At 41.2% G+C, this 24,527-nt stretch carries 22 protein-coding genes; 9 read left to right on the forward strand and 13 right to left on the reverse strand.

Features of this window, described 5'->3' with window-relative positions; translation table 11 throughout:
* Window positions 1-321: 321 nt before the first annotated feature.
* On the forward strand, window positions 322-1,056 hold the full coding sequence (locus tag Q0C29_RS01990; protein WP_291998987.1) for an RIO1 family regulatory kinase/ATPase: 735 nt from the start codon (window positions 322-324) through the stop codon (window positions 1,054-1,056).
* 143 nt (window positions 1,057-1,199) lie between these two features.
* Entirely contained in the window at window positions 1,200-1,670 is a 471-nt protein-coding gene (locus tag Q0C29_RS01995) for a transcription elongation factor Spt5 (RefSeq protein ID WP_291998988.1), read from the forward strand.
* A gap of 86 nt (window positions 1,671-1,756) precedes the next feature.
* Here the strand turns inward: Q0C29_RS01995 and Q0C29_RS02000 are convergent, their stop codons facing one another.
* The gene (locus tag Q0C29_RS02000; RefSeq protein ID WP_291998989.1) at window positions 1,757-2,734 is read right to left on the reverse strand and encodes a dipeptidase; all 978 of its coding nucleotides are present in this window, start codon (window positions 2,732-2,734) and stop codon (window positions 1,757-1,759) included.
* Window positions 2,735-2,766: 32 nt separating this feature from the next.
* Entirely contained in the window at window positions 2,767-3,885 is a 1,119-nt protein-coding gene (locus tag Q0C29_RS02005) for a M42 family metallopeptidase (protein ID WP_291998990.1), read from the reverse strand.
* 386 nt (window positions 3,886-4,271) lie between these two features.
* Between Q0C29_RS02005 and Q0C29_RS02010 the strand changes: the two genes are divergently transcribed.
* From Q0C29_RS02010 to ilvA, 5 genes are all read left to right on the forward strand, one after another.
* Window positions 4,272-6,569 (forward strand): sodium-translocating pyrophosphatase, encoded by a 2,298-nt coding sequence (locus Q0C29_RS02010; RefSeq protein WP_291998991.1) that lies wholly within the window; start codon window positions 4,272-4,274, stop codon window positions 6,567-6,569.
* A gap of 609 nt (window positions 6,570-7,178) precedes the next feature.
* Window positions 7,179-7,997, forward strand: coding sequence for a sugar phosphate isomerase/epimerase (locus Q0C29_RS02015; protein ID WP_291998992.1), 819 nt, complete (start codon window positions 7,179-7,181; stop codon window positions 7,995-7,997).
* Between the two features lie 5 nt (window positions 7,998-8,002).
* Window positions 8,003-8,965 carry a Gfo/Idh/MocA family oxidoreductase gene (locus tag Q0C29_RS02020; RefSeq protein WP_291998993.1) on the forward strand — a complete coding sequence of 321 codons (963 nt, stop codon included), beginning with the start codon at window positions 8,003-8,005 and terminating at the stop codon, window positions 8,963-8,965.
* 80 nt (window positions 8,966-9,045) lie between these two features.
* Window positions 9,046-9,384 (forward strand): 50S ribosomal protein L29, encoded by a 339-nt coding sequence (gene rpmC, locus Q0C29_RS10815; protein ID WP_367173599.1) that lies wholly within the window; start codon window positions 9,046-9,048, stop codon window positions 9,382-9,384.
* Window positions 9,385-9,844: 460 nt separating this feature from the next.
* Entirely contained in the window at window positions 9,845-11,095 is a 1,251-nt protein-coding gene (gene ilvA / locus Q0C29_RS02030) for a threonine ammonia-lyase (RefSeq protein ID WP_367173600.1), read from the forward strand.
* 194 nt (window positions 11,096-11,289) lie between these two features.
* Here the strand turns inward: ilvA and Q0C29_RS02035 are convergent, their stop codons facing one another.
* The 8 genes from Q0C29_RS02035 to Q0C29_RS02070 form a co-directional block, all read right to left on the reverse strand.
* On the reverse strand, window positions 11,290-11,682 hold the full coding sequence (locus Q0C29_RS02035; RefSeq protein ID WP_291998994.1) for a DUF1634 domain-containing protein: 393 nt from the start codon (window positions 11,680-11,682) through the stop codon (window positions 11,290-11,292).
* Complete coding sequence (locus Q0C29_RS02040) at window positions 11,675-12,673, reverse strand: sulfite exporter TauE/SafE family protein (protein ID WP_291998995.1); 999 nt, start codon at window positions 12,671-12,673, stop codon at window positions 11,675-11,677. Before Q0C29_RS02040 ends, Q0C29_RS02035 begins: the two co-directional genes overlap by 8 nt.
* A gap of 246 nt (window positions 12,674-12,919) precedes the next feature.
* On the reverse strand, window positions 12,920-13,321 hold the full coding sequence (locus tag Q0C29_RS02045; RefSeq protein WP_291998996.1) for a DUF1634 domain-containing protein: 402 nt from the start codon (window positions 13,319-13,321) through the stop codon (window positions 12,920-12,922).
* Entirely contained in the window at window positions 13,318-14,256 is a 939-nt protein-coding gene (locus Q0C29_RS02050; RefSeq protein ID WP_291998997.1) for a sulfite exporter TauE/SafE family protein, read from the reverse strand. The genes Q0C29_RS02045 and Q0C29_RS02050 overlap by 4 nt, the downstream gene beginning before the upstream one ends.
* A 157-nt stretch (window positions 14,257-14,413) precedes the next feature.
* On the reverse strand, window positions 14,414-15,823 hold the full coding sequence (locus Q0C29_RS02055; RefSeq protein ID WP_291998998.1) for a TSUP family transporter: 1,410 nt from the start codon (window positions 15,821-15,823) through the stop codon (window positions 14,414-14,416).
* A gap of 116 nt (window positions 15,824-15,939) precedes the next feature.
* Complete coding sequence (locus Q0C29_RS02060) at window positions 15,940-16,239, reverse strand: hypothetical protein (RefSeq protein ID WP_291998999.1); 300 nt, start codon at window positions 16,237-16,239, stop codon at window positions 15,940-15,942.
* Between the two features lie 59 nt (window positions 16,240-16,298).
* Complete coding sequence (locus Q0C29_RS02065) at window positions 16,299-18,521, reverse strand: elongation factor EF-2 (protein ID WP_291999000.1); 2,223 nt, start codon at window positions 18,519-18,521, stop codon at window positions 16,299-16,301.
* A gap of 75 nt (window positions 18,522-18,596) precedes the next feature.
* The gene (locus Q0C29_RS02070; RefSeq protein WP_291999001.1) at window positions 18,597-19,205 is read right to left on the reverse strand and encodes a rhomboid family intramembrane serine protease; all 609 of its coding nucleotides are present in this window, start codon (window positions 19,203-19,205) and stop codon (window positions 18,597-18,599) included.
* A 61-nt stretch (window positions 19,206-19,266) separates the two neighbouring features.
* Here Q0C29_RS02070 and Q0C29_RS02075 point away from each other — a divergent pair, with 61 nt between their 5' ends.
* Both Q0C29_RS02075 and Q0C29_RS02080 read left to right on the forward strand, forming a co-directional pair.
* Window positions 19,267-21,069, forward strand: coding sequence for a cellulase family glycosylhydrolase (locus Q0C29_RS02075; RefSeq protein ID WP_291999002.1), 1,803 nt, complete (start codon window positions 19,267-19,269; stop codon window positions 21,067-21,069).
* Window positions 21,070-21,227: 158 nt separating this feature from the next.
* Window positions 21,228-22,109, forward strand: coding sequence for a dihydrodipicolinate synthase family protein (locus Q0C29_RS02080; protein ID WP_291999003.1), 882 nt, complete (start codon window positions 21,228-21,230; stop codon window positions 22,107-22,109).
* A 2-nt stretch (window positions 22,110-22,111) separates the two neighbouring features.
* Here Q0C29_RS02080 and Q0C29_RS02085 read toward each other — a convergent pair whose 3' ends face one another.
* The 3 genes from Q0C29_RS02085 to Q0C29_RS02095 all read right to left on the reverse strand — a co-directional run bounded on the left by Q0C29_RS02085 (window position 22,112) and on the right by Q0C29_RS02095 (window position 24,394).
* A complete protein-coding gene (locus tag Q0C29_RS02085) occupies window positions 22,112-22,657 on the reverse strand; it encodes a hypothetical protein (protein ID WP_291999004.1) in 546 nt (181 codons plus the stop codon).
* A gap of 63 nt (window positions 22,658-22,720) precedes the next feature.
* Complete coding sequence (locus tag Q0C29_RS02090; protein WP_291999005.1) at window positions 22,721-23,962, reverse strand: nicotinate phosphoribosyltransferase; 1,242 nt, start codon at window positions 23,960-23,962, stop codon at window positions 22,721-22,723.
* A gap of 147 nt (window positions 23,963-24,109) precedes the next feature.
* Window positions 24,110-24,394: a UPF0147 family protein gene (locus tag Q0C29_RS02095; RefSeq protein ID WP_291767938.1), complete on the reverse strand. Its 285-nt coding sequence runs from the start codon at window positions 24,392-24,394 to the stop codon at window positions 24,110-24,112.
* Window positions 24,395-24,527: the final 133 nt, after the last annotated feature.

Raw genomic sequence — 24,527 nt, forward strand, 5'->3', positions numbered from 1 at the left:
CCACCATCACCCCCACACCTTAGGGCAGTGCCCACATCGGTGCGGGAGATCAGTAAAACCAAACACGAACAAATATGAAAAGACTTCTATTAACGTAAAAGGATTCAGCCCATTCATCACTATACTTAATCCTACATTCCGCCATCTACTTATTCTAACTTTTCCCACTCTATAGTGCACTCTCAGAAATACGCAATATCTATGTAAGTGAATAAGAGCCTTAACCTAAATCTAAGGGAAAACACCTAAAAATAAAGATATTCATAGTAGCTAAGAAAAACATGTCGTGGCTTTAAAAACCACCAATTAAGAGTGTTACTAGTGTACGAATTGTTCATTAAATTATGCAGTAATATTGGCTGCCCAAGTAGTTATAGTGAGGAAGTACTTAAGCAATTAAGGAATCTAGGAGTTACTGAGTTGGTTAATGAGGGGCCTGTTGAATTCATAGGTGGCCTTAGACTACTTGGTAAGGGGCAGAATAGCTTCGTTTTTAAGTGCAAAATCAGGAACCTTGAAGGCTACTACGCATGTAAGGTAAGGAGGTTTGATTCATCAAGGCCTAGCCTACTTAATGAGGCGTACAGTGTTAAGTTAGCTAATGAGGTTAACGTGGGTCCTCTTTTAATTAACTACACCAGTGATGTCTTAGTTATGGAGTACGTTAACGGGGTACCACTAGGTGCATATCTTAAGCAGGCTGATTACGATTCAATTAAGGCAGTGGTTAAGGATTTATTAATGCAGGGTTTTAAACTTGATTCAATAGGGTTAATTCACGGTGAGTTAAGTAGGATTCGGGAACACGTAATTATTAGTAATAGGGTTTATATAATTGACTTCGAGAGTGCAAGTAGGCTTACTAAATCAACAACTAATGTTACTCAACTCACTAGTGCACTCATGCTTAGTAAAGGAACAATACAGGCTAAGGTTAAGGAGGCCCTTGGCCTGCGGGACGCCAATACGTTAATTAAACTACTTCAATTATATAAGGTTAAGCCAAGTCAAGATTCATTTAACCTAATTCTTAGATTCCTAGGCTTACTAAATTAAGGTGTAGGGAGTGCTTATTCACATGTAATTATGATAATGGGATGCGGACCTATAGTGAGTTATTCACTTAAAATGCACCCTAATGCGTACTAGTGATTAATGTTTAGAAAACCTTATTAACGATTATTAAATACTCCTAATGTATGCAGGAGGATAAATGCGTCTTCATTGGTGTAAGGGTCATTGCTGGTCAAGAGTATAATGTTGCAGCTATAATTAGGACCAGACTGGAGTTGATGGAGAAGGATAAGAAGAAGTACTATAATGTACCATCCATAGTTGTTCCACCTAATGTACAGGGGCAAGTGTACCTAGAGACACCGCACTCTTATGTGGCTATTGACTTATCAACAGGTATAAAGCAATACAGGGGGTTAATGATGGGTAAAGTTCCTTTAAGTGAATTAATGAAGATGATTAAGAGGGAGATTAAGGTTCAGATTAATGATGTTGTGGAGATAATAACGGAACCATTCAGGGGCTTTAAGGCTAAGGTAGTTGATGTTGATGAGAAGAGTAACACCGTTAAACTCCTACTATTCGATACTGCAACCAATATACCGGTAACATTACCCATTAAGTCAGTTAGAGTCATTGAGGAGAAGCAGCAATAATTGGTTAACTGCATGTGCCCTTAATTGATCTTTATTTCGTAAGCTTTCTTGGCTAGGCATAAGGCTATATTGTTAAGAAACAAGGCTTAGGCTAAGTTTGCCCTAATAACCCTTAACGCATTTTTATAAAGCAACCCATTCACCTCCTCCTCATTAAATCCAGCGTTCAATAGGCCATTAATTAGCTTATTAATGTCTTTAATGCTTTCAAGACCTTGAGGAGTACTTCCAATGCCTAGGTAATCTGTGCCTAACGCTAATATTTCTGCCCCAAACGCATCACGTATGTGCTTAGCATGCAGTATTAATGAGTCAACCGTTGGCTTAGCCCCAATGGTTTCAGGTATCATTGTTATGCCTATTACTCCACCATTGCTTTTAAGCAAGCCAAGAACCTCATCGTCGGTATTCCTTGGATGATTATTAACAGCCCTAGAGTTACTGTGACTTATCACGATAGGTTTCCTGGAGGTTGACAATGCATCAATCATCGTTCTTCTACTTGCGTGCGCTAGATCAACAATAACCCCAATCCTATTAGCTAACTTAATTAACTCTTCCCCATAGTTAGTTAACCCATAGTCCTTCTTAGTGAAGCATGATGCCCCATACTTATTATCGAAATTCCACGTTATGCCTATGGAATTAACCCCAAGCTTGTGAAACATCACTAAGTCGTATGGTTCCTCTAGGGCATCAGCACCCTCCATTGATATTAGGAGACCTATCTTATCCGTATTGAAAACATCATTAACGTCCTTAACATTATTAACAAGCATTAAATCATCACTAAACCTGTCAATAAGCCTATAATATGCTTTAACCATCTCAAGGGCGATACCCTTAGTTGAGTAGGGTGATGATGAGCGTACTGCCTCGCCTTGACTAGGGTTATACGTGGTTATTATGGGGAACACTGAAGCGAAGACTAATTTAACATTAGCCTGCTTAAGTTTAGGGATATCTGACTGCCTACCTTCAGCATCAATATTGAAGTCCTGAACCCTGGAACCAAACATTAAGTGATACGCTATGTCCTCATGTAGATCAATTACCGGATACATTAATTTAATTAACCTGGTAAGTTATTAAGTTTTCAGGTTACCTTAAGCCCAATTCCCTTAATTACCTTACTCCTAAGGTTATTTACTAGTTCCTCACCAGCACCCTGTACTACAAGGGTAAGTAGCCTCGATGCATTAAGCGCATCACTCACCTTAAGTACCTCAACAGGTGAGTGAACATACCTGGTGGGTATTGAGATTGTTGATGCAGGTATACCATCCTTCCTAAAGGCTATCCCAGCGGCATCAGTAGTACCGCCAATCAATACCTCCAATTGATATGGAATATTATTAGCCTTAGCAGTGTTAATAATGTAGTTGGTTAAACCTGGGTGCGCTATGAATAAGCCACCCCTTCCACCATCCATTATTTTTAATGCTGGACCTGCACCAAGCCTAGACACGTATTCACGTTCTGATACACCTGGCACATCAGCCGCTATGGTTGTGTCCAAGGCTATTGCGAAGTCTGGGTAAACTCTCTCAGCGGCCACCTGCGCACCCTTTAAACCAACTTCCTCCTGTACCGTGGCGACAGTATAAACGGTGACTTCATGACTCTTCAACTGCCTAAGGGCCCACAGCATTACAGCTAACCCAACCCTATCATCAAACGCCTTACCAGTCACAGTATCATTATTAAGGACCTCAAATGACCTATCTAAGACGGCTACTGAACCAATCCTTACTCCAAGCTTTTCAACGTCACTTAAGCTGTATGCTCCAATGTCAATAAATAATTCCTTCATTTCAGGAGCCTCCTTTTCTTTACCTTGCGGAGTTATGTGGGGTGGTCTTGAACCGACAACACCCTTAATCTTATTACCATCCTGCGTCTTAATCACTACTCTTTGGCCAACTAATGTAACCTCATTCCACCCTCCAATCCCCCTAAACCTTAAGAAGCCATTCCTGTCAATACTATCAATCATTAACCCTATCTCATCCATGTGTGCCGCAACCATTACTTTAAGATCCTTCCTACTACCATACTTAACGCCAACAACATTACCCCACTTATCCACCTCCAACTCATCAACATAGGGTTCCATTTCCCTAATAACTAATTCCCTAACCTCATCCTCAAAGCCGGAGGGGCCGAAGGCTTCGGATAGTTCCCTTAGTAGGGTTAAGAAACCCTCATAGTCCATAAGGACTAAGCCTAACTTAGTTTTTAATTGTTAACCTTCAATAACGGTTACTTCATTTTAATAAACTAAGATAAATATTTAAGTTACCTTATTTTAACTAATTTCATTAATTATGATTACCATTAATTATTTATAAACAATTAATTACAATTATATTATTAAAATAATAATATGATTGATTATGAGTGAAAGTGAAATAGTACTTACTACTTAAAATTAATAGTTAATAACACAATTCGCCTTTCTACATAAACTAAATATATATTGGTGAAGTCTAAATAATTATAATTATGGAATACAACTTAGTTTTATTCATTATGTTCACTTCCACTAATTACACCATGCTAAGATAAAAGGGAATAATTCTAAATAACACTTGACCACGCATGATTAACCCCCTAGTACTAGTAGGATTATCAGCCGGCTTAGTAGGGATACTTATCTCCATCTTCATTTACCTATGGATTCAGAGGCAGCCACTTGGCGACGAAAACATGGTTAATGTGTGGAGTGCAATAAGGGAAGGCGCCAATGCGTATATGAAGAGGCAAATAAGGACTATACTACTCTTCTCAGCGGTAATATCAGTTGTAGTAGCCTTGAGTGTTTATGCTGGTTACAGTATTAAGGTTTTACCTGCACACCCTGAACTGAAGAGTGAGGTTACCCTTGAGTCTATATTAATTGGTGTATCCGTTTTACTTGGCAGTGCAGCATCATTAACCGCAGCATTCCTAAGCATGGATGCGTCCACTAAGGCTAACGTGAGAACCACTGAAGCCGCTAAGAAAGGCGTGAAGTATGCCCTAAAGGTTGCTGTACTCGGTGGTAGTGTGCTTGGATTCTCAGTACCCTCAGTGAGCGTTTTCGCCTTGGCTTTACTCTTCATAGTTTACTCAATTATTGTTGGAGGAGCGGCAACGCCATTTAATTTAAGGGTTGTTTTAGATGGCTTAGCAGGTTTCGCATTTGGTGCTAGTTTATCAGCACTATTCGCCCAAATAGGTGGTGGAATATACACTAAGGCTGCAGATGTTGGAGCTGACCTAGTGGGTAAGGTTGAGGTAGGGATCCCTGAGGATGACCCAAGGAATCCAGCTGTAATAGCTGACCAGGTTGGTGATAATGTTGGTGACTGCGCTGGGAGAGGTGCTGATATATTTGAGTCCGTTACTGCAGAGTTGCTTGGAACAATGATAGTTGGTTGGACAGTCTACTTCTTCCTAGTTGAGGCTGGTTACCCAATTACCGAAGCCTTAAGTTTCGTATTCCTACCATTCCTAACAGGAGCAGTAAGAGTTATTGCAACTATTCCAGGGGTTCTGGTATCAGCCTATCAAGGTGACTTTAAGGATCCCATGGAGCCATTAAGGAATGGGGTAGTTGCATCAGCGGTAACTGCAGTAGTGGGATTCTTCCTAGTGTTCTACTTCCTAATGCCGAAGGTATGGGCTTACTTCTTCATGGCGTCATTAGCTGGGATAGTGGCCGCAATAATAATAGTCCTAGTCACTAACTACTATACGGGTAGGGAGGCTAAGCCGGTGGTTGAGATTGCTGAGGCATCTAGGGTAAGTCCAGCATTAACGATACTTCAAGGCTTAACAACAGGCATGAACGCAACCTTCATACCAATCATAGTTATTGCGCTAACCTTACTGGCGTCATTTGCCCTAGGCATGACTGCACCCCTACCGGTAATAATGAGCAATTACACCATAGGTAGTATTCCCATTGCAAGATTCATCTACGGCATATACGGCACTGCAGCAGCAACCCTGGGTATGTTATCCCTGGCTGGAATAATAATGACACTTGATGGGGCAGGCCCAATAACTGATAACGCCAGTGGTATTGCTGAGATGAGTGAATTAAGCCCGGAGGTTAGGGGTAGGCTTGATCCACTGGACTCAATAGGTAATGTGACTAAGGCTCTCACTAAGGGTTACGCCATGGGTTCAGCGGCATTAGCGGCGCTCCTACTATTCCAAGCCTTCATACAGGATTACGTGGCAAGGAACCCAGCTGTAATACAAGTTACAGGCACTGATGCGTCACTTAACCTGGGGAGTTTCATAAGCGTTATGGATTACCTCCTCAACCACTTAATGCTAATGAGGGCTGACATACTGGTAAGCGTCCTAGTAGGTGCAATGCTTCCCTTCCTCTTCAGTTCACTAGCCTTAAGGGCTGTGACCAAGGCTGCTTGGAATATGGTTGAGGAGGTTAGGAGGCAATTCAGGGAGAGACCTGGAATACTGAAGGGTATTGAGAAGCCTGATTACTATAGGGCAGTAGACATAAGTACCCAATTCGCGCTGAGAAACATGGTAACACCAACATTATCCGTAATACTAACACCCCTAATAATAGGGTTATTATTCGGCGGACCAGCAGTAGGTGCCTTAGTCATAGGTGCAACCACAAGTGGTATTGTATTGGCCATAACCATGATGTGGGGTGGTGCAGCCTGGGACAACGCTAAGAAGTACATTGAGGCAGGGCATCTTGGAGGAAAGGGATCAACAGCTCATGCTGCTGCAGTTATAGGTGATACCGTAGGTGATCCATTAAAGGATACTGCAGGCCCATCCCTGCACATAGTGATTAAGCTACTTAACACAATATCCCTAGTTTTCATACCACTTTACATGATATGGCTACTTCAAGGTGTATTCCCATAAAAATACAAACTACATGAAGGAACACATGTTAAAATCCTGCAAAATCCTTGCCCAAGACTTATGTGTTGAAGTAAAACGCAACAACCAAGGATTAACCCCCTGCACGCACCCACACCATTTACTTGCTGGGTTTCCCCAGCTTTCAATGGTATGAACGCGTGTAGGTTTGGGCTCCTTAACCAGCATTACTAAGTTTTACTTTAAATAACTTATTTTTATTTAAAATTAAAATACTAGTGAATTACTCAATAACACTATGCTATTATTCCCTAATAACCTTAAACTTAGTAAAATTAAAAGGGTGGAGACCCCATGGGGTCTCCACCCTGGTGCAGGTGCGTGCAGGGGTCACTACTATTAGCCTTGCTTATTAATTTAAAACTATCAGTTACCAACCTTGCCTTAATGTACTTAAAGTCTTGTCTTTTAAGGCAGGGCACTTGCTTAAAAACAATGAAATAATCAATGAGGCATCGGCTCATCACAATAATCGAGAAGAAACTGAACCCCGCAGTAACCTCCACTATCTTACTAGTCTATGTATTTATAATATTGGCTACATAATACAATGAGTTAGTACTTATTAACCCTTAAGAGCTTCAACTAAATATGGTGCACGTAAGGATAGGTATTAACGCCTGGAGTTATCCTTCAACCATCAATATGCATGATGCCATTAAGCATGCTAAGAGTGCTGGTTTTGAATTATTTGAGCCAGTTATTGATGAATCGGACCTAAATTCTTTCAATTCATCCGACTTCTCTAGAAAGTGGAGTAATGTTAAGGAGATTGCTGAAGGTGTTGGAATAGGTCTATACACGATTGCCACGGGCCTATACTGGAGGTTCAACATGATTCTTGAGGATCAGTTTGAGAAAGTTTCAAGGGTCCTGGAAACTCAGGCTAAGGCGGCAAGCATAATTGGGGCTAAGGTTCTCCTCGTAGTTCCAGGGGTTGCAGTACCTGAATTAAGCTATGAGAAGCATATTGAGAGGGCTAAGGCAACATTATCTAAGTTAGCCAAGATGGCGGAGAATTATGGTGTGGTTATTGGGGTTGAGAATGTTTGGAACAGGATGCTTGCTAGCCCATTGGACATGAGGATGCTGCTTAATGAACTAGACCCGAAGGTTGTTGGGGTATACTTAGATGTTGGCAATACTCTACCCCATAGTTTACCGGAGCATTGGATAATGACGCTTAAGGATAGGATAGTTGCTATGCATGCTAAGGATTTCCTAGCAGAACCCAATAGGTGCACATTTGGTATACCATTAACAGGCAGTGTTAATTGGAGTAATGTTAAGAAGTTGCTTAATGAGTTAGGGTATGGGGGACCCTTAACAGCCGAGATACCACCATACCCTGGTGACCCATTAAAGGCCGCTGAGGATACTGCATCATCCCTTAAGAGAATTTTTGGGTGATTAACTTGGTTAGCATAGGCTTAATAGGAGTTGGTGGAATGGGGAGTACACACTTTAAGATGATTAATGATCTTGGAGTTAAGGTTACCGCCGTCTCCGATATTGATGAAGTAAGATTAACGGAATACTCTAAGCTAGGTATTAGGACCTATAAGGATTACATTAAGATGCTTGATGATGGCGGATTCGACGGGGTTATAATAGCTACCCCACCGAGCCTGCATACTGAGCAGGCTATTTACGCGCTTAGGAAGGGTTACTACGTATTCCTTGAGAAGCCAATGGCTAGTGATCTTGAGGGGGCTAGGCAAATATACAATGAGGCTAAGGGTAAGGGTAGGTTAATGATTGGTTTTACGCTTAGATTCCATAAACTCTACATCATGGTTAAAGGCATGCTTGATTCTAAGTTAGGTAAACCGGTAGCAATGTGGCACATAGCCCTAGGTACAATGCCCACCACTGGCTGGCTTAAGGATAAGAAGGTAAGTGGAGGCATCCTTAATGAACATGGGGTTCATGTCCTCCACCAATACTACTGGTATGCAGGCAAGGTCAAGGAGGTTTACGCTGATGCAGTCACAATAACCAGTGGAATAACTGTTGAGGATAATGTTACCGTATTCATGAAGCATGAGGGTGGGGCTTCCTCAATATTCCACCTAAGCTGGAGTGGAGGACATAGTTGGAGAAAATGGGGATTAACCGCCGAGAAGGGTAGAGTTACGGTTGAGGGCTACGTTACAGGTAACTACGTAGTCTCTGACCTCAATGGTAACATTATTGAAAAAGGCGATTTCGAGGAATCAATAATGCATGCATATATTGATGAGGTTAAACACTTCATAAAATGCATTGAGAATCACGAGAGACCAATAGTTAATGAGGAGGATGGCTACCATATTCAGCAGATTGTTGATGCTGCGTATAAATCAGCATTAACCCATAGTAAAGTAATAATTAGTTAATAAGCACCATAGCGTTCATTAGAACTGAACTCTAGAAATCCTAGACTAAGCTTAAAAACACTTAACCCCGTAACCCCCTAATGCCGGAGAAGGTTAAGTTAAGGGACCTTAAGAACATGAGCAGGGAGGATAGGTTAAGGCTACTTAATGACCTTAGAAGCGAGTTAATTAGGCTAGAGACCCAGAGGGGTAGGGGCGTTGTTGATAATCCTGGGAGAATGAGATATGTTAAGAGACTAATAGCCAGAATACTCACCATTGAACATGAGGCTGAGTTAATGGAACTACGCAATAAGATTAATGAACTTGTTAAAAAGGGATTAACCTTAGATAAAATCTCAATGCAGTTGGGCATTGAGAAGACTATTATAAAGAAGCTTCTTAGAACTGCTAAGACGGCAGCAACACCAGCTAAGTAAATTAAGGTTCCCTGGTAACTCCGGGGTTCCTGATAAGGGTCTGATTAATAATGGTGTGAAGATTTAAATTTAGGAATGTAGGGAAATAATGTGGGAAACAGATGGTTTTTGAATCATGGTTACGTAAGGCTGATGTAGCTAAAGTATCAACTACTGCTTTATACTTCCTCTTCATTATTCACTTAACCTAAAGCTATAGGCGGTTGAATCATAATCCACAAGTACAGGGATTGCACCAATAATCATTCTATTGTTTAATGCCCTCTAGCATATGGCCTATGTTTAGTTAGATGATTAACGATATCTCTCACATACTTTACGGCTTTAGCACCATTGCAAAATAGTGCTTAGATACGATATTATTAAGAAAATTTTCTAAGCCATTCACACCGCTACCATAAATGGTGAATCCTAGCAATAGAGCAATAAATATAAATTATACCACTCTTTATTCTATCAGGTGAACTATATTTCAGGAATCATCGATAAAATATATGAGCTTAGCAAGGAAGCTTTAATACACATAAAGGATGCACAGTCCAGAGGTATGATACATAGGACACCATTGTATAGGTCCGATACATTAAGTTCCTTCACTAACGCTAACGTTTACCTTAAGCTTGAAGCCTTGCAAAAAACCGGGTCTTTTAAGGTTAGGGGAGCATTTAACGCAATAACCCACTATGTGAATAGTGAGAATACTAGGCATGTCATAACAGCATCTGCTGGAAACCATGCACAGGGTGTTGCCTATGTGGCTAAGATCTATGACTTAAAGGCAACAATAGTTATGCCTAAGTATACACCTTGGATTAAAGTAAGTAACACTAAGAAGTATGGCGCAGATGTTATTCTCGAGGGCCAATCGTACTATGAGGCTGAGAAGCATGCCGTGGAGTTGGCTAAGGAACTTAATGCTAAGATGATACATGCGTATAATGATCCATTCGTTATCGCTGGCCAGGGAACCATAGGTTGGGAAATCATTGAGGACCTTAAGGACGTTGATTACGTTATAGTACCAGTGGGTGGTGGAGGGTTAATATCTGGAATCGCCTCAGTAATTAAAGCCATTAAACCAAGTACTAAAATAATTGGTGTACAGACTGAGACAACGCCATCGGCTTACCTGTCTCTTAGGCAGGGTAAGGTTACTACCGTGGATAATACCGACACTATAGCTGATGGTATAGCAGTTAAGAGGATAGGGGACTTAACCTTCGAAATAATGAGGAATACCATTGATGATATAGTGCTTGTTAATGACCAGGAAATAGTTAACGCTATATTAATGCTGGCTGAGTCAGCTAAAGTAATAGCGGAAGGGGCAGGTGCAGTGGCTGCAGCGGCTTTGCTAAGTGGTAAAATTAACGTGAAAGGTAACGTGGCGGTGATTATTAGTGGAGGCAATATTGATGTTACTATGCTTGCTAAAGTCCTCTACAAGGGTCTTGTTCAAACAGGTAGATTAATAATGCTTAAGGGACTCATACCTGATAGGCCTGGTATGCTTGCCCAAGTCACTGGTGTTTTAGGTAAACTTGGGGTTAACATAGTTGAGATTAGGCATGAAAGGTATAATCCATTAATAAAACCCAGCTATACTGAAGTCAACATAGTGGTGGAAATGCCTCCTGAAGAGGGAGCTGTAGATAAGGTATTGAACGAGTTAAGTAAACTAGGCTTTAACTTCAAGGTTGAGGTACCTTAGCATTAACCTAAGGGGAGGAATCATCGCCTTCTTATGATCTGGATATTGTTTTAAACTCCTGGAATTATCTTGTGTACATTAATATATTAATCTATATGTTATATTAATGTTATATTATAGCTTTAACCCCATAGGGTAAGAAGCTTAACAAAACAAGAGAACCTAAGCTAACGCTTAATCTCTCGGCTCTTAAATCATAAGTGAAGTAACGCTGGTAGCACAAATATAGCTAACATTAGGTTAATGAACACTACTACTGTTATCACTACGTAAAGCCAATCCTTCTCCATGGCAAAGGACGCTATGCCTAAGGCAACCCTAAGCACCGGGGTGGCTATTAATACCATCAAACCAAGTACAATGAATGATAAGCCATCAGCCTGCGTTAATCCACTTAATGCGGTTAATGGCGGTATTACCGTTGTGTTAACATAAGATCTAACACTCATTATCTGAACATCATAGAAGCCTAATCCCTTACCTTCTATCACTAACAGTACTACACCAATAAGTATCAATATGACGCTTATTACTACTCCGATCCTTAACGTTAACCCTATTACGTAATCCATATCCCACTTAACCACGTACCTCACCTCTGCGTGCATTTACCTTGCTACTTAGTCCATATTTATAAAACAGCGTGACCATAACTATTGCAGTAAAGATTAGACTTAGAGTATACTGTAACGCTATTGGTACCACCAGCAGATGATTTAAGTATAATCCCCTAAGGAGCATTTCCATGCCTAGGAAGGCTAATATTGCTAAGAAAACCCACCTAACTTGCTTATTAGTTATTTTAACCAATATCTTTGTACCAGCCATGGCACCTAATAACACGCCAACAGCCGTTGCAGCAGCTATGAAGGGTTGTATATAGCCTAGGTACCAGTATATGCTGCTTCCTGTGGCTGCTGTTACTCCTATCATGAAGTTGCTTGTTGTTGTGCTTACCTTCATTGGTAGGTTCATTGCCCAATCCATGCCAAGAACCTTCAAAGCACCACTACCAATACCAAGCAAACCACTAATAAAACCAGCAAAAAACATAATCAACTCACCCAACCACCAACGAACACCCCAATACTTAACTTCTGTTTTTAAGGCATCATCATAATAACTACCATGCAATTTAAACACTTTAGTTGTCCAATCAGGTGGTTTAGGGTCAGGAATCTCATACTTACCTCTCTGCGCAGTTGGTATTATTGACATTAGTATAACGACGCCGAATACAACGTACACTATCCATTCTAGGTTATGAGAGTAAATGTAGGCGACAGTTAATGACCCAACTATTGAACCAGTGGTTGTGGCTATTTCAAGACCCATGCCAATCCTAATGTTAGTTATCTTATCCTTTATGTATGCACTAGCCGCACCACTGGATGTTGATATTGTTGAAATTAAGGCTGCACCAGCCGCGTAGGCTATTGGTATGCCTAGGAAGAGCGTGAGTACAGGAACCAGAACCGTACCACCCCCTAGTCCTGTTAATGATCCTAACAAACCAGCGAATATGCTTGCTATAAGTATTTCCATGAACGTCAATAGCCTTGCAGCTATACTTAACATATGAAGTAAACTGACTATCTACGGTTTAAAAATCAAACCTTATTATGCCTATTATTATAAGGTATGATATGCATTACACGTAATGCAATGGATTATTTCTTATTATCGCAAGTGCTATTTATACTATATTTCACAATTAACTTACTTGTAGTTCAAAAAATTAATCATGTAGCATTGATCATAAGCTCTATTGCTAATGATTATTCAATAATTTATCATTTAAAGTAGTACAAATGAGAATCTTAATTAACTTAGGTTAATATTAATGATGCCTAAGGCCGATATTAATAGTATAGCTACTAACGCTAATGAGATTATGGCATATATCGTATCCTTCCTTAACATTAATACTATGGTTGTTAATAACAACCCTATTATAACTGTTGAACCAAAGATAGTCATACCTATGTTCTCAAGTTCATTAAGCCCTGCCATAATTACACCCGTATAACATGATTTCAATTCATTAGGAGGATCACCACTAAGTAATCCACCTATTGTGCAGAAAGTGGCATTACTATGCCTTAACATAACTGTTACACAACCTATTATGAGCAATAATATGCTCACCAAGACGAGCACGTAAACTACATCACCATATATTCTTGATCCAGACTCCTCCCTAATGGCAGACTTCTCGATACTCACGGCAACCACCCCACCAATAATGGTAACGATTGCTGTATTAGCCTTAAACCAGCAATAATCATAACTATTATTACCAATATTCTTATCCAACTAACCTTCACCTTAGGCATTATTCTTGATCCAAGGCGAGCACCAATTATAATACCTAGTAGGCATGGTATTGCAAAGAGCGGAATGAATGCTCCACTGTTAATGTAGACCCACATTGCTGCAGTGTCACCAATACCTATTAGTACTATGCTTGATGCGCTGGCTACCTTTAAAGGAAGGTACATTAGCATGTTGTAGACGGGAACAATGGCCCAACCAGCCCCTAGCCCGAACATACCTGATACTAATCCAACACCCATTAGGCTCAATAAACCCCACTGAAGATTAACTACCCTATATTCAATAAGCATGTTAAGCGATCCCTCCCTATACGCTGAGTTAAGCCTAAGTGACTCAGCCAACTTATCCCTATTTCTGGGAGGTTTCGGTATATCAGTCTTATTACCCCTTACCATGAATAATGCAGCTATGGCTAAAACAAGTATACCAAGACTTAGCCTTATGATCGACTTACCCACTGAACCAAAGACGCTGGTTATGTGAAGCCCTATTATTGATCCAATTATTGCGAAGAGTGTATATGGAACTGACGACACTAGTACTAACCTGAAGTTAGCTAAGTTACCGTGTAAATATGGTCTTGCACTTACCAGGGAACTCATGGTAGCTATGGCTAATCCTGTGCTTCTAACAACATCAGGATTAATGGATGTGAACGCCATCATTATTGGTGTAAATAAGACACCACCACCTACGCCAGCCAATGATGCAATAAAACCTATGACAATACATAGGCACATTAATGATGTGAAGAAGAGCCATGGGTTAGCTAAGAGTGCTGTTGTTACCATCGTTGCATACATTAGTAGAGTTATTATTGTCATATTGTTTATACTCTTTTCAACATGACTTAGTAAATGTTACTTTTATTAAATTAACCATAAACTCTTTCATGCATGCCCCTTATAAATTCACGGTCATTTCAAGTGAATATTTCACATTTTATATAATGCTAAAACACATGAGAATGAAATTGAATAACTATGAAATAAATAACGGTAATACGAATACTGCAAGCGATAAGTTAATAATAACTACTATAGTGAACGCTAAATAGAGCATATCATGCTCAAGCATGAACCTAACCATATTAAGAACCACCATTAGTATTGGTATGGCTATTAATGCAAGCAATCCAGTTAACATTACACATAATCCATCAAGCTTGATTAAGCCGCCTATTATAGTGAAGACTCCTATCAATGACGTATTCAATTGACTCGATGGGTCAGTAATCATACTTATTGAGTAGTGGAGCCCACTTCCAGTTACCACCATTATTAATAAGCCTATCCCCATTAATGACACGCTTACTAGTACACCATATTTAAGTAGACTACTGGTTATGTTTATGAACCTCTCCTCCACTGGATTAGTACCATTGGGTTGCGTACGGTACATTATAACCGTCTCATCAGCCTCGCTACTATACCTATGTGTAATGATTAAGTATAGCGTGCTGATTACTATGATTGAGAAGACTATTGCAATAACGTTACGTTCAGGGGAGGTTAATGGTAATAAATGCTCCCTATTTAAGCCTCTAAGTACCATTCTTAATCCAAAGTAAGCCAATATGGTTACGAACACCCACCTTATTTGCCTGTTAGTGATATGTATTAGTAATCTTGTACCCATTGATGAACCTGCTAGCACTCCCACTGCTGCGGCTACGGCTACGAATGGTTGAATATAACCAAAGTGCCAGTATAATGAGCTACTTGTGGCTGCTGTTACTCCTATCATGAAGTTGCTTGTTGTTGTGCTTACCTTCATTGGTAGGTTCATTGCCCAATCCATGCCAAGAACCTTCAAAGCACCACTACCAATACCAAGCAAACCACTAATAAAACCAGCAAAAAACATAATCAACTCACCCAACCACCAACGAACACCCCAATACTTATACCAAATCTTAAGGGCTGGATCATAACAGACACCATATAGCCTAAGTAGTCTAGTGGACTTATCAGGGTTACGTAATGGTGGTAATTCACACGTGCTCCTCTGTATTGTTGGTATTATTGAAAACAGTAGTATTACCCCAAATATTGTGTATATTATCCATGTTAATCCATGTTGATACACATAATTAGCAGTTAATGAACCAACTATTGCTCCCCCAGTGGTTGCTGTAACTAGGCTTATTCCGATTCTATCGTTAGCCAACTTCCTCTTAATATAGACGCTGGCTGAGCCAGCTGATGTGGCTATTGTTGATATAAGCGCTGAACCTGATGCATACATCATCGGTATACCTATGAATAAGGTGAGGACTGGTGTGAGCACTACCCCACCACCTAAGCCGGCTAGTGAGCCAAGAATACCTGCGCATAAGCCTGCCAATAGTATCTCCATGAATTTAATCAATACTAATAGTCCCTCAATCATCCTTAACTTGCGATTTCACTAGCTTTAAAAGATATATTTCACAATATAAGATGAATATACTGAAATCAATATTAACATAAGTCTAAGATAAACTATTTCACATACTAACTAATAAGTTACCTCTCATACTCTATAAATAGGTATGTTGACTCTCTGCCGAAGTTCAATAGTTTACCACCTAATAATGGCACAGCTCTCTTAACCATGATAAAGCAAGTGTAGTCGTCTAGTAACACTCTATATCTCTTATTGGATTTACTCAACTGGTAATTAATTATGAATTTCTTAAGCGCATCACACCCAAGGCCCCTTAGATCAATAACCTCAGTTTGCTCATTCTGTTTGCTCCCTGAGGCTAATATTTCTCTAATCAACCTCTTTTTTAATTGATCTAACTCATCATTCTCATTTCTCATAACTAATTAATTTAAGTTAAGGAATATTTTAGTCATGTGGTTAATGCATTATATGCATTTTAGGCAAATGTTGAAATGTAATCCTCAATCTTAGGTAGCTCCTTAGGCAATCCCTTCTTCTCCCTTATAGACAGTATTAGGCTTTCACGGAGGCTTTCAGGCACTGGTGCCCAACGTGAGAACTGCAGACTCCAGAAAACTCTACCTGTCGTTGCGCTTCTAAGCTCATCACTTATGTTAAATGACTCTATTACAGGTATCTCACCCTTAATGACCACCTCCATGGTCTCAGTCTGAGTAACGTCAATAACCCTACCCCTATGCCTAGTTATCACGCTGGTTACAGGGCCCATGTTATCAACAGTGGTCTTAGCATCAATTAACAGGAGGGGCTCAAGTAGAGTTGGGTCGGCTGAAAGTAGGCTGGCGAATATTGCGTTCTTGGTTGCTGGCATTATTTGAGCTGGACCCCTATGGGCTGGATCCTCGTGAACAACCGCATCATGTAGTATTACCTTAACACCCCTTATTGGCTCCTGGGCTAATGGCCCGGCTGACATTGACCATCTGAAGCCTTGAACTATGTAATCCCTAATCTCCCTAAGGTGCTGAATACCGCTGGTCTTATCAATGAGTACATTAATGTATTGGTTATCTATTGCCCAAATTCCCCTAGCCTCATCAGTATCCCAGTTAGCCTTTTCCCTAAGTATCCTAGCCCTCTCCCTTGGATCCATATCCTCCGTTATTTCACTGTACTGTATTAGGCTAATGGACTCCTCATCAAGTGGCTCAACACTTATGTACAGCCTATTATGCTTATTAGGTGACTTACCCTCAAAGACCTGGGACTTAGCTCTAACGGTCTCCCTGAACCTAACTAATGGTTGTGAAACTACAAAGTCTAAGCCAGTCCTATCCTTTAATAGCCATGTGGCTATCTCAAGGTGCAATGTACCTACACCGCTTAGCAGTATTTGCCCAGTCTCCTCATCGATCTTCAGGCTTAACGTTGGATCCTCAATCACTAAGTCCCTAAGACCCTCAACGAGTTTAGCTAAGTCATTGGGATTCTTAGGCTCTATGGCTACCGTAACAACAGGCTCTGATACATACCTCATCTTCTCGAATGGTGGAATATCCTTAAGTGATGTTGCCACAAGCGTATCACCGGCTCTAGCCTCATCAACACCCATTAGTGCAACTATGTTACCAGCCATAACCTCAGGCACTATTATCCTATTTGGACCCATGTACAGGTAGGTTTGAAGAACTCTCTTAGTAATCTTCTGCCCAATTATGTAAACCTCATCACCCTCCCTAATTGTTCCACTGAAGACCCTACCGGTGGCTATTAGGCCGGCGTGGGGATCCTTATTTATCTTGCTTATAGCTATGACTAATGGACCATTTGGGTCAGCGTCAAGTAACGCCTTACCCACTGGACTATTCAAGTCACCCTTCCAGAGCTTAGGTACTCTGTACTTCTGGGCAACATCAGGTGGTGGAATGTGCTCTATAATCATGGTTAGCAACGTCTTGTAAAGCGGGAACTCTTGGGCAAGCTCATCAACCGCATTCCTCTCGTAGGCATCCATTATGTAACTGAACTTAATGCCCTTCTCCTGCATCATTGGAATTGTTAAACCCCATTTGCTTAAGGCAGAACCAAAGGCAACCTGCCCCTTATTAACACTAACTTTCCACTTCTCCTTGAACTCAGGTGGTGCGTAGGAATCGATGAGTGAGTTGAACTCCTTAGTAATGTAAATTATCCTATTACCAATATCCTGCGGAGATAGCCTAAGCTCCTTGATTAACCTATCTATTTTATTAATGAATAATACTGGTCTAACCATCTCCTCCATTGCCTGCTTAACCACGGTCTCTGTTTGGGTCATTACACCCTCAACTGCATCAACAACAACAAGGGCACCATCCATTACCCTAAGTGACCTAGTCACATGCCCAGTGAAGTCAACGTGCCCTGGCGTATCAACGAAGTTTATTAAGTAAGGCTTACCACCATACTCGAAGTATAGGCTTATGTTAGCTGCCTTAACCGTCATTTGCCTTATTTGCTCAATTTCAACATAATCCAACGCAAGCGCCTTACCGGCAACCTTAGGGCTAAGTAAACCAGCACCCATGAGTAGTGAGTCTGTTGTAGTCGTTTTCCCATGGTCAACGTGAGCCAGTGTACCAACATTCCTAATTTGCGATGGATTCCTCATTATCTCTAGAATATCCTCTATCCTCTTCTCAACAACTCTAACTGACATTTATGATCACGCGGACTTTCCTATAAGCTTATATAAAGTTTTCTCAGGCAAGACCAGGTTACATTAAGATCATGATTAGAAGTACCTATACCTAAGCCTAGTGCCATACCTAATCATCCTCCTGTACCAAATGTAGCCGTAAATTATCCCAACTATGAAACCTAGTAAATGACCTAAGTAAGCTATACCGAAGCTCGCCGCGAAGGGCGTTAGGAGGAATATTATTGCTATTATGTTCCATGGATTAGATAATATTACCCACCTATCCGGTAAGGCAAGTATGAAGCCTATCATGCCGAATAAGGCCCCTGAGGCACCTGCAATGAAAGTATTAGGCCCATATATGAAAACTGATAACGCAGAGAAGAACCCTGAAATTAAGTAAACCTTCCACATCATGCCTCTTCCATATCTGCGTTCGAAGAATGGACCAATGAAGAATAAGGTAAGCATATTAAACACGTAGTCAAGTATGGTTGGGTCAAAGAACATTGACGTAACTAATCCAAGAGGCCAAGGTAAATATGGTGCTATTAAGTAGTCTGATAGAAGAACACCCATTAACGCCGCAGCCCTCCCTAAGCCTAGGTAACTGAACACTAGGTATGGTATTGATAGGGCACTGTTTATTATTATTATCAGTGCCGTTGTCCTGGCATTAACGTGAAGTGGTTGACCAGCCATTAATACTCAATGAGCCTAATGAGGCATTACTTTAAAACTTTATTCCTAGAGAAGCAACTTAATGTTCCTAATAGGCTTAAACTACTGGAGTAAGAACGGTGGACCATTAATGTGGAGGTTCTTCAATGAGGAGATTGTTGATAAGGAATTAGCCCAGATCAGGGAGCTAGGTGTCGATGTGATTAGGGCCTTCGTCTATTGGCCTGACTTCCAGAGGGAGCCTGGGAAGGTTGATGAGGAGATGCTTAGGAGACTGGGGAGATTCCTTGACCTTGCCCATAAGCACGATGTTGGGGTTTACTTAACATTCATCGTCGGCCACATGTCAGGTGAGAACTGGGATCCTCAATGGAGGGGTAGTAGGGACTTCTTTGAGCTTAAAAGTGAGGTTAAGGTTCTTATTGATACTATAGTGTCAAGGTTCAGGGGTCACCCAGCCATTAGAGGCTGGATACTTAGCAATGAGTTACCGATATATGCAACATCAAGTGAAGATAAGGTTACCGATTGGATTAAGGAAATGTCAAGCCTAGTTAAGTCACTTGACGGTGGACATTGGGTTAGTACAGGGGATGGATGCTGGGGTATTATGGGTGCGTTCAATGGCTTTAACCCATATAGGTATAAGGATTACGTCGACTACATGGGGCCTCACTTCTACACGCCTGACACTGATGCAATTAGGCATACAATAATGCCTCAATTAATAATTAAGGCCTGCAGGGGATTAGGGAAGCCAACTATACTTGAGGAGTTTGGGGCATCATCAACGCTTAGTTCTGATGAACACATAGCAGGCTACTATAGGACTGTGTTAATGGGGTCATTAATCAGTGGAGCTGTGGGGGCATGGGGCTGGTGTTACAGTGACTTCCCATTAATTAACCAGAGGCCGTATTCCCATCATCCTCATGAGCTCAGGTATGGTGTAACTACAATTGATTGGGGAGTTAAGCCGCAGGGTGATGAATTAACCAGGTTCTCTAGGTTAATTTCAACGCTTGGTGACGTGGAGCCAGTGGAGGATCCCGTTGCCTTACTCATCCCATCATACGTCTACTGGAGTTACCCATTCACCTCAAGGGAGGAATCCCGTAAAATATCCACTGCGCTCCTCTCCTCATACGTTATGCTTATTCAAAACGGCTTAAACCCAAGGGTCATTATTGAGGAGCCTTTAACAGATGGAGTAATAATAGAGGAAGGTAAGACTAAGATTAGCAGTGACATTAAGGTACTCTTCCTACCATGTGCATTAAGGTATCTTGCCCAAACACAGGAGGAGGTTAGGAAATTTGTTGAAAGAGGTGGGGTTGCGGTGATTTCATACTGCTACGGCTTCTGGATGAACATTGATTGGGCCATTAAGCTAGACCTCTACTACAATTATCCTGTACTTTCTGATGGTTTAAGCACAACTATTGATAACGTTAATATCAATGTACCGGCAATGGGTTACACGTACGATAGGGCTATAGCTAAGGTAAGTGGAGGGGACGTATTGCTTAAGGATTCGGCAGGTAATCCAGTAATAGTCTACTCTAACGTTGGCTCAGGCAGGGTATACTTCATAACTTACCCATTGGAGTACTGGTTAGGCCTAAGTCCAAAACCCTTTGAGAATTATGATGCGCACCTGCTCTATAACATGATATTGAGAAGGGAGGGGGTTGGGGCATCAACACCTAATAAGTGGGTTCAAGTGGCTAGGCTTAAGTCAAGTAGGTACAACTACACAGCTTACATTAACCATGGGTGGAGTGATGCTAGGATAAATGTAAGTGGTGTTAATATTGAAACAGGTGAGAAAATAAGCGGTGAGTATGTTCTTAGAGGTAAAGACTACCTCATTGTAAGGGAGTAGTATTATTAATAATTCTCTACGGTATTTAAATTACTTATTTTTCCTAGATAACAAGCATTCATGTAGATTGGAACATGGCTGAGTTCGACTAGTGAAGCATGTTGAGAATACCGCCTCATTCCGGAAGTATTTTTAAGCAAACGAACTAGTAGGTTACTATGGAGGGCGTATTGGTTGCTTTAGCAATACCTTTTAAGAATGGGAAAGTTGATGCCAATGGCTTGATTACTCACGTCTCATCCCTTGTTAAAGATGGGGTTGATGGATTCTTCCCCCTTGGCACCACTGGTATAGGTGTTTTGCTTAATCTTGAGGAGAGGGAGACTGTTGTTAAGGCTGTAGCTGAGGCTTCAGGTGGTAAACCTATTGTTGTTCAGGTTGGTTCACTGGATTGGGATACCGTCTCCGGTACTGTCAAGCTTGCTGAGAGGTATGGTGCATCAGCTATTGCTTCAATAGTGCCAATTTACTATAGGCCGGATTACGAAACCATAAGAAGGTACTTCATGAAGCTGAACCAGTTGACTGAACTCCCAACCTTCATATATAATATTCCAGGCAACACTGGGTTTAACGTAACTCCAGATATTGTCGCCAGGTTGATTAAGGATGGCGTTAGGATTACGGGAGTAAAGGATAGTAGTGGTGACTTAGGTCAAGTGATGCAGTTCATTGAGATGGGCCTAGAGGTGTTTAATGGTTCAGACCACATGATAGCGCCATCAATAATAGTGGGGGCTAAGGGATGCATTTCAGCGTTATCTAACTCAATAACCAATTTAATCATTGATACTTATAGGAAGGCAAGGAATGGCAATGTTAATGATGCATTGAAGACGCAGGCCTTAGTCACTAAGGTAAGGGATACTGCCAACAAGTACCCAAGACCAGCGGTGCATTATAGTTTAGTGAAACTACTTAAGTATGACTTTGGAAGTGTTAAGGAGCCATTAGTGAGGGGGTTAACGAGTGAAGAAGAGGAGTCCCTTGCTTCAGAGTTAAGTAAGCTGGGCTTAAGGGTAAGGTATTCGAGGTCTTGATACTAAACGTAGACATTATACTTAACAATAGCCATTGGTTCAATGCTCCTCATTATGTAAACCTCCTTATAGAAGCCCTTGTTTAAAACCCCCATGAATAGGAAATCCTTAATATCATTTATTCTTATTGAGTAGGAGAACATGAATCTATTAAGCCCGTAGGCTGATGAAACCAGTTCATTAAGTCCCTCATCAGGCTTCACCTCGTATACTGGATTGGGTTCAGCATTGTTTTGTATTAAACTTGGCAATAAGGCTGGCTCCACAGGCCAGGGTTCAGGACCAGCATTACCCTGCTTAAGCCTGTATGCAAACACCTTCTCTATCGTCTTCCTACCGAGCTTGCTCTCGTCAATCCTCTTAATTAACTCATCAGTATTTTTGAAATCCAATACAGCCTCAAGGTAAACTAACTCATCCTCAGCGAAGTACCTTATGTAAGGTACCTCAAAGCTCGTGACTTCAACACCATTAATGTTCTCAACATGGTACTTAGTCCTCCTCACATACTCCAATTCACCAGCCTTTCTCTCACCCTCACTCAACATGAATCACCCATTGCGCCAGTAACACGTTTGTGAGCTTTAAACTATACGTTACTCTTTAAAAACTTAGCCCCCTGATGGGATAAGGTACGTGTACACTGAACCATTACCCTTCTTTAATTCGCTCAACTGCGCAAGTACACGATCCCTGACGTCACTTGGCTTAGTGTTAACTAATACACCCTCTGACTCATCATAAACCTTCCTAATTAATGCCTCAGGCTCTGAACCATCAGGGCATTTAACTGTAGAGTAGAATGGGGTAACGTAGTCCTTGAAGCCACTGCACCTGTAGACCTGCTTAAAACCAGGTATCTTACCCCTCTTAGTGAGTGGTACCCATTTACCTGACTCCTCATCATAGTACTCCACAATGTCCATACTTATGTCGACACTGGGTGGAAACGCTATTGATGTTCCAACCCCGAAGGAATCCACTAAATCACTTAACTCACCTATAGTCTCCTCATCAAGTCCACCGCTCACTATTATTTTGACATTCCTATACCCAGCTAGTTCAAGGGTCCACTTAACCTCCTCAACTATGGCTCTCATGTTCCCCCTCCTACTGCTTGGTGTATCTAACCTTACGCCACTTAACCTATCACCCAGTAGCTTAGCGGCCATTAAGGCCTCTTCCCTCTCATCAAGGAAAGTATCGACCAACACTATTCTAGGTATATTCCCTGAAACCACCTTATCAAACCAAACCCACGCTAAAGTGTGGTCCTTCTTAATAGCCTTGAAGACTATCATTAATGCATGCGGCATAGTGCCTGACGCCGGTATACCAAGGAACCTTGCTCCAACGACATTAGCGACGCCATCGCATCCACCCATGTAAGCCGCCTTATCAGCCATCGGCTGTATTACTGGGTGAAGCGCCCTTGCCCCAAAGAATAGGCACTGCTTGTTCATCGCCCTATACTTTACTCTAGCTGCCTTTGAAGATATTGAGGAGTAATGCCTAAGTATACCTAATATTGGTGTTTCATAGACTGCGAAGTCAATGTAGTTACCCTCAATAACCATTAGTGGTTCCTTAGCCTGAAACACCGTCCCCTCCGGCATTGAGTATACGTTCACCTTAAGTCCAGCCCTCTTCACTAACTCAAGAACCTCACTTAACCCGGTGTAGACTGCCCACTCATAATCCTTCGGTAGATTCATTACGTGGAACTCAGCCCTAACCTTAACTTTATCTAATCCAGCTGCCTTAAGTACATCAACAGTCCTAACGAAGTAAACGTCAGTTACCTCACCTCTAATTACCTCATCCTCATTAGCGACGGCGAAGGCCCTCTCCATAAGTAAGGGTACTTAATCAGAGCAGTTATAAGTAGTAATGTGCAATTTTAGATTATTAACACTAGGCCCGTTAAGTAGACCTGATTCTGAAATCCTCTGATTCAAGCAAGTTAGGTTACTAAAGGGTTAAATAGTGAGGATTCCACATTAACCAACAATATCCTTTACTTGTTCTAGAACAGCAATAATCTGCAGTATTAGAACCCTACTGTAGGTAGGCATATTTGGGTCGGATAATGCATCATCAAGCAGGCTAACGACTGTTGATGCCCTTAAACCTGGGCTCATTTGATTATTCCTAAGAATCCTAGCAGCCTCACTGGCAGCCCTCCTTATGTTCCTCGGTATACCCATATCGTGAATTATCCTCTCCAGGTAGTAGAGCGCTTGGGCTATCTTCTCATTAGCCTCATCACTAGCCAGTGATGACATAACCTATAGGGTACTCCTATAGCTTAATAAGCTTTTTACCTCATGCATTAATCCTTCAACATCAACCATTACATATAACCCAACTACCAACACCAGTAAGGCTAAGATCCATAGCCTACTGAAAAAGTAGATT

The sequence above is a fragment of the Caldivirga sp. genome (assembly GCF_023256255.1).
In the GTDB taxonomy this organism is placed as follows: domain Archaea; phylum Thermoproteota; class Thermoprotei; order Thermoproteales; family Thermocladiaceae; genus Caldivirga.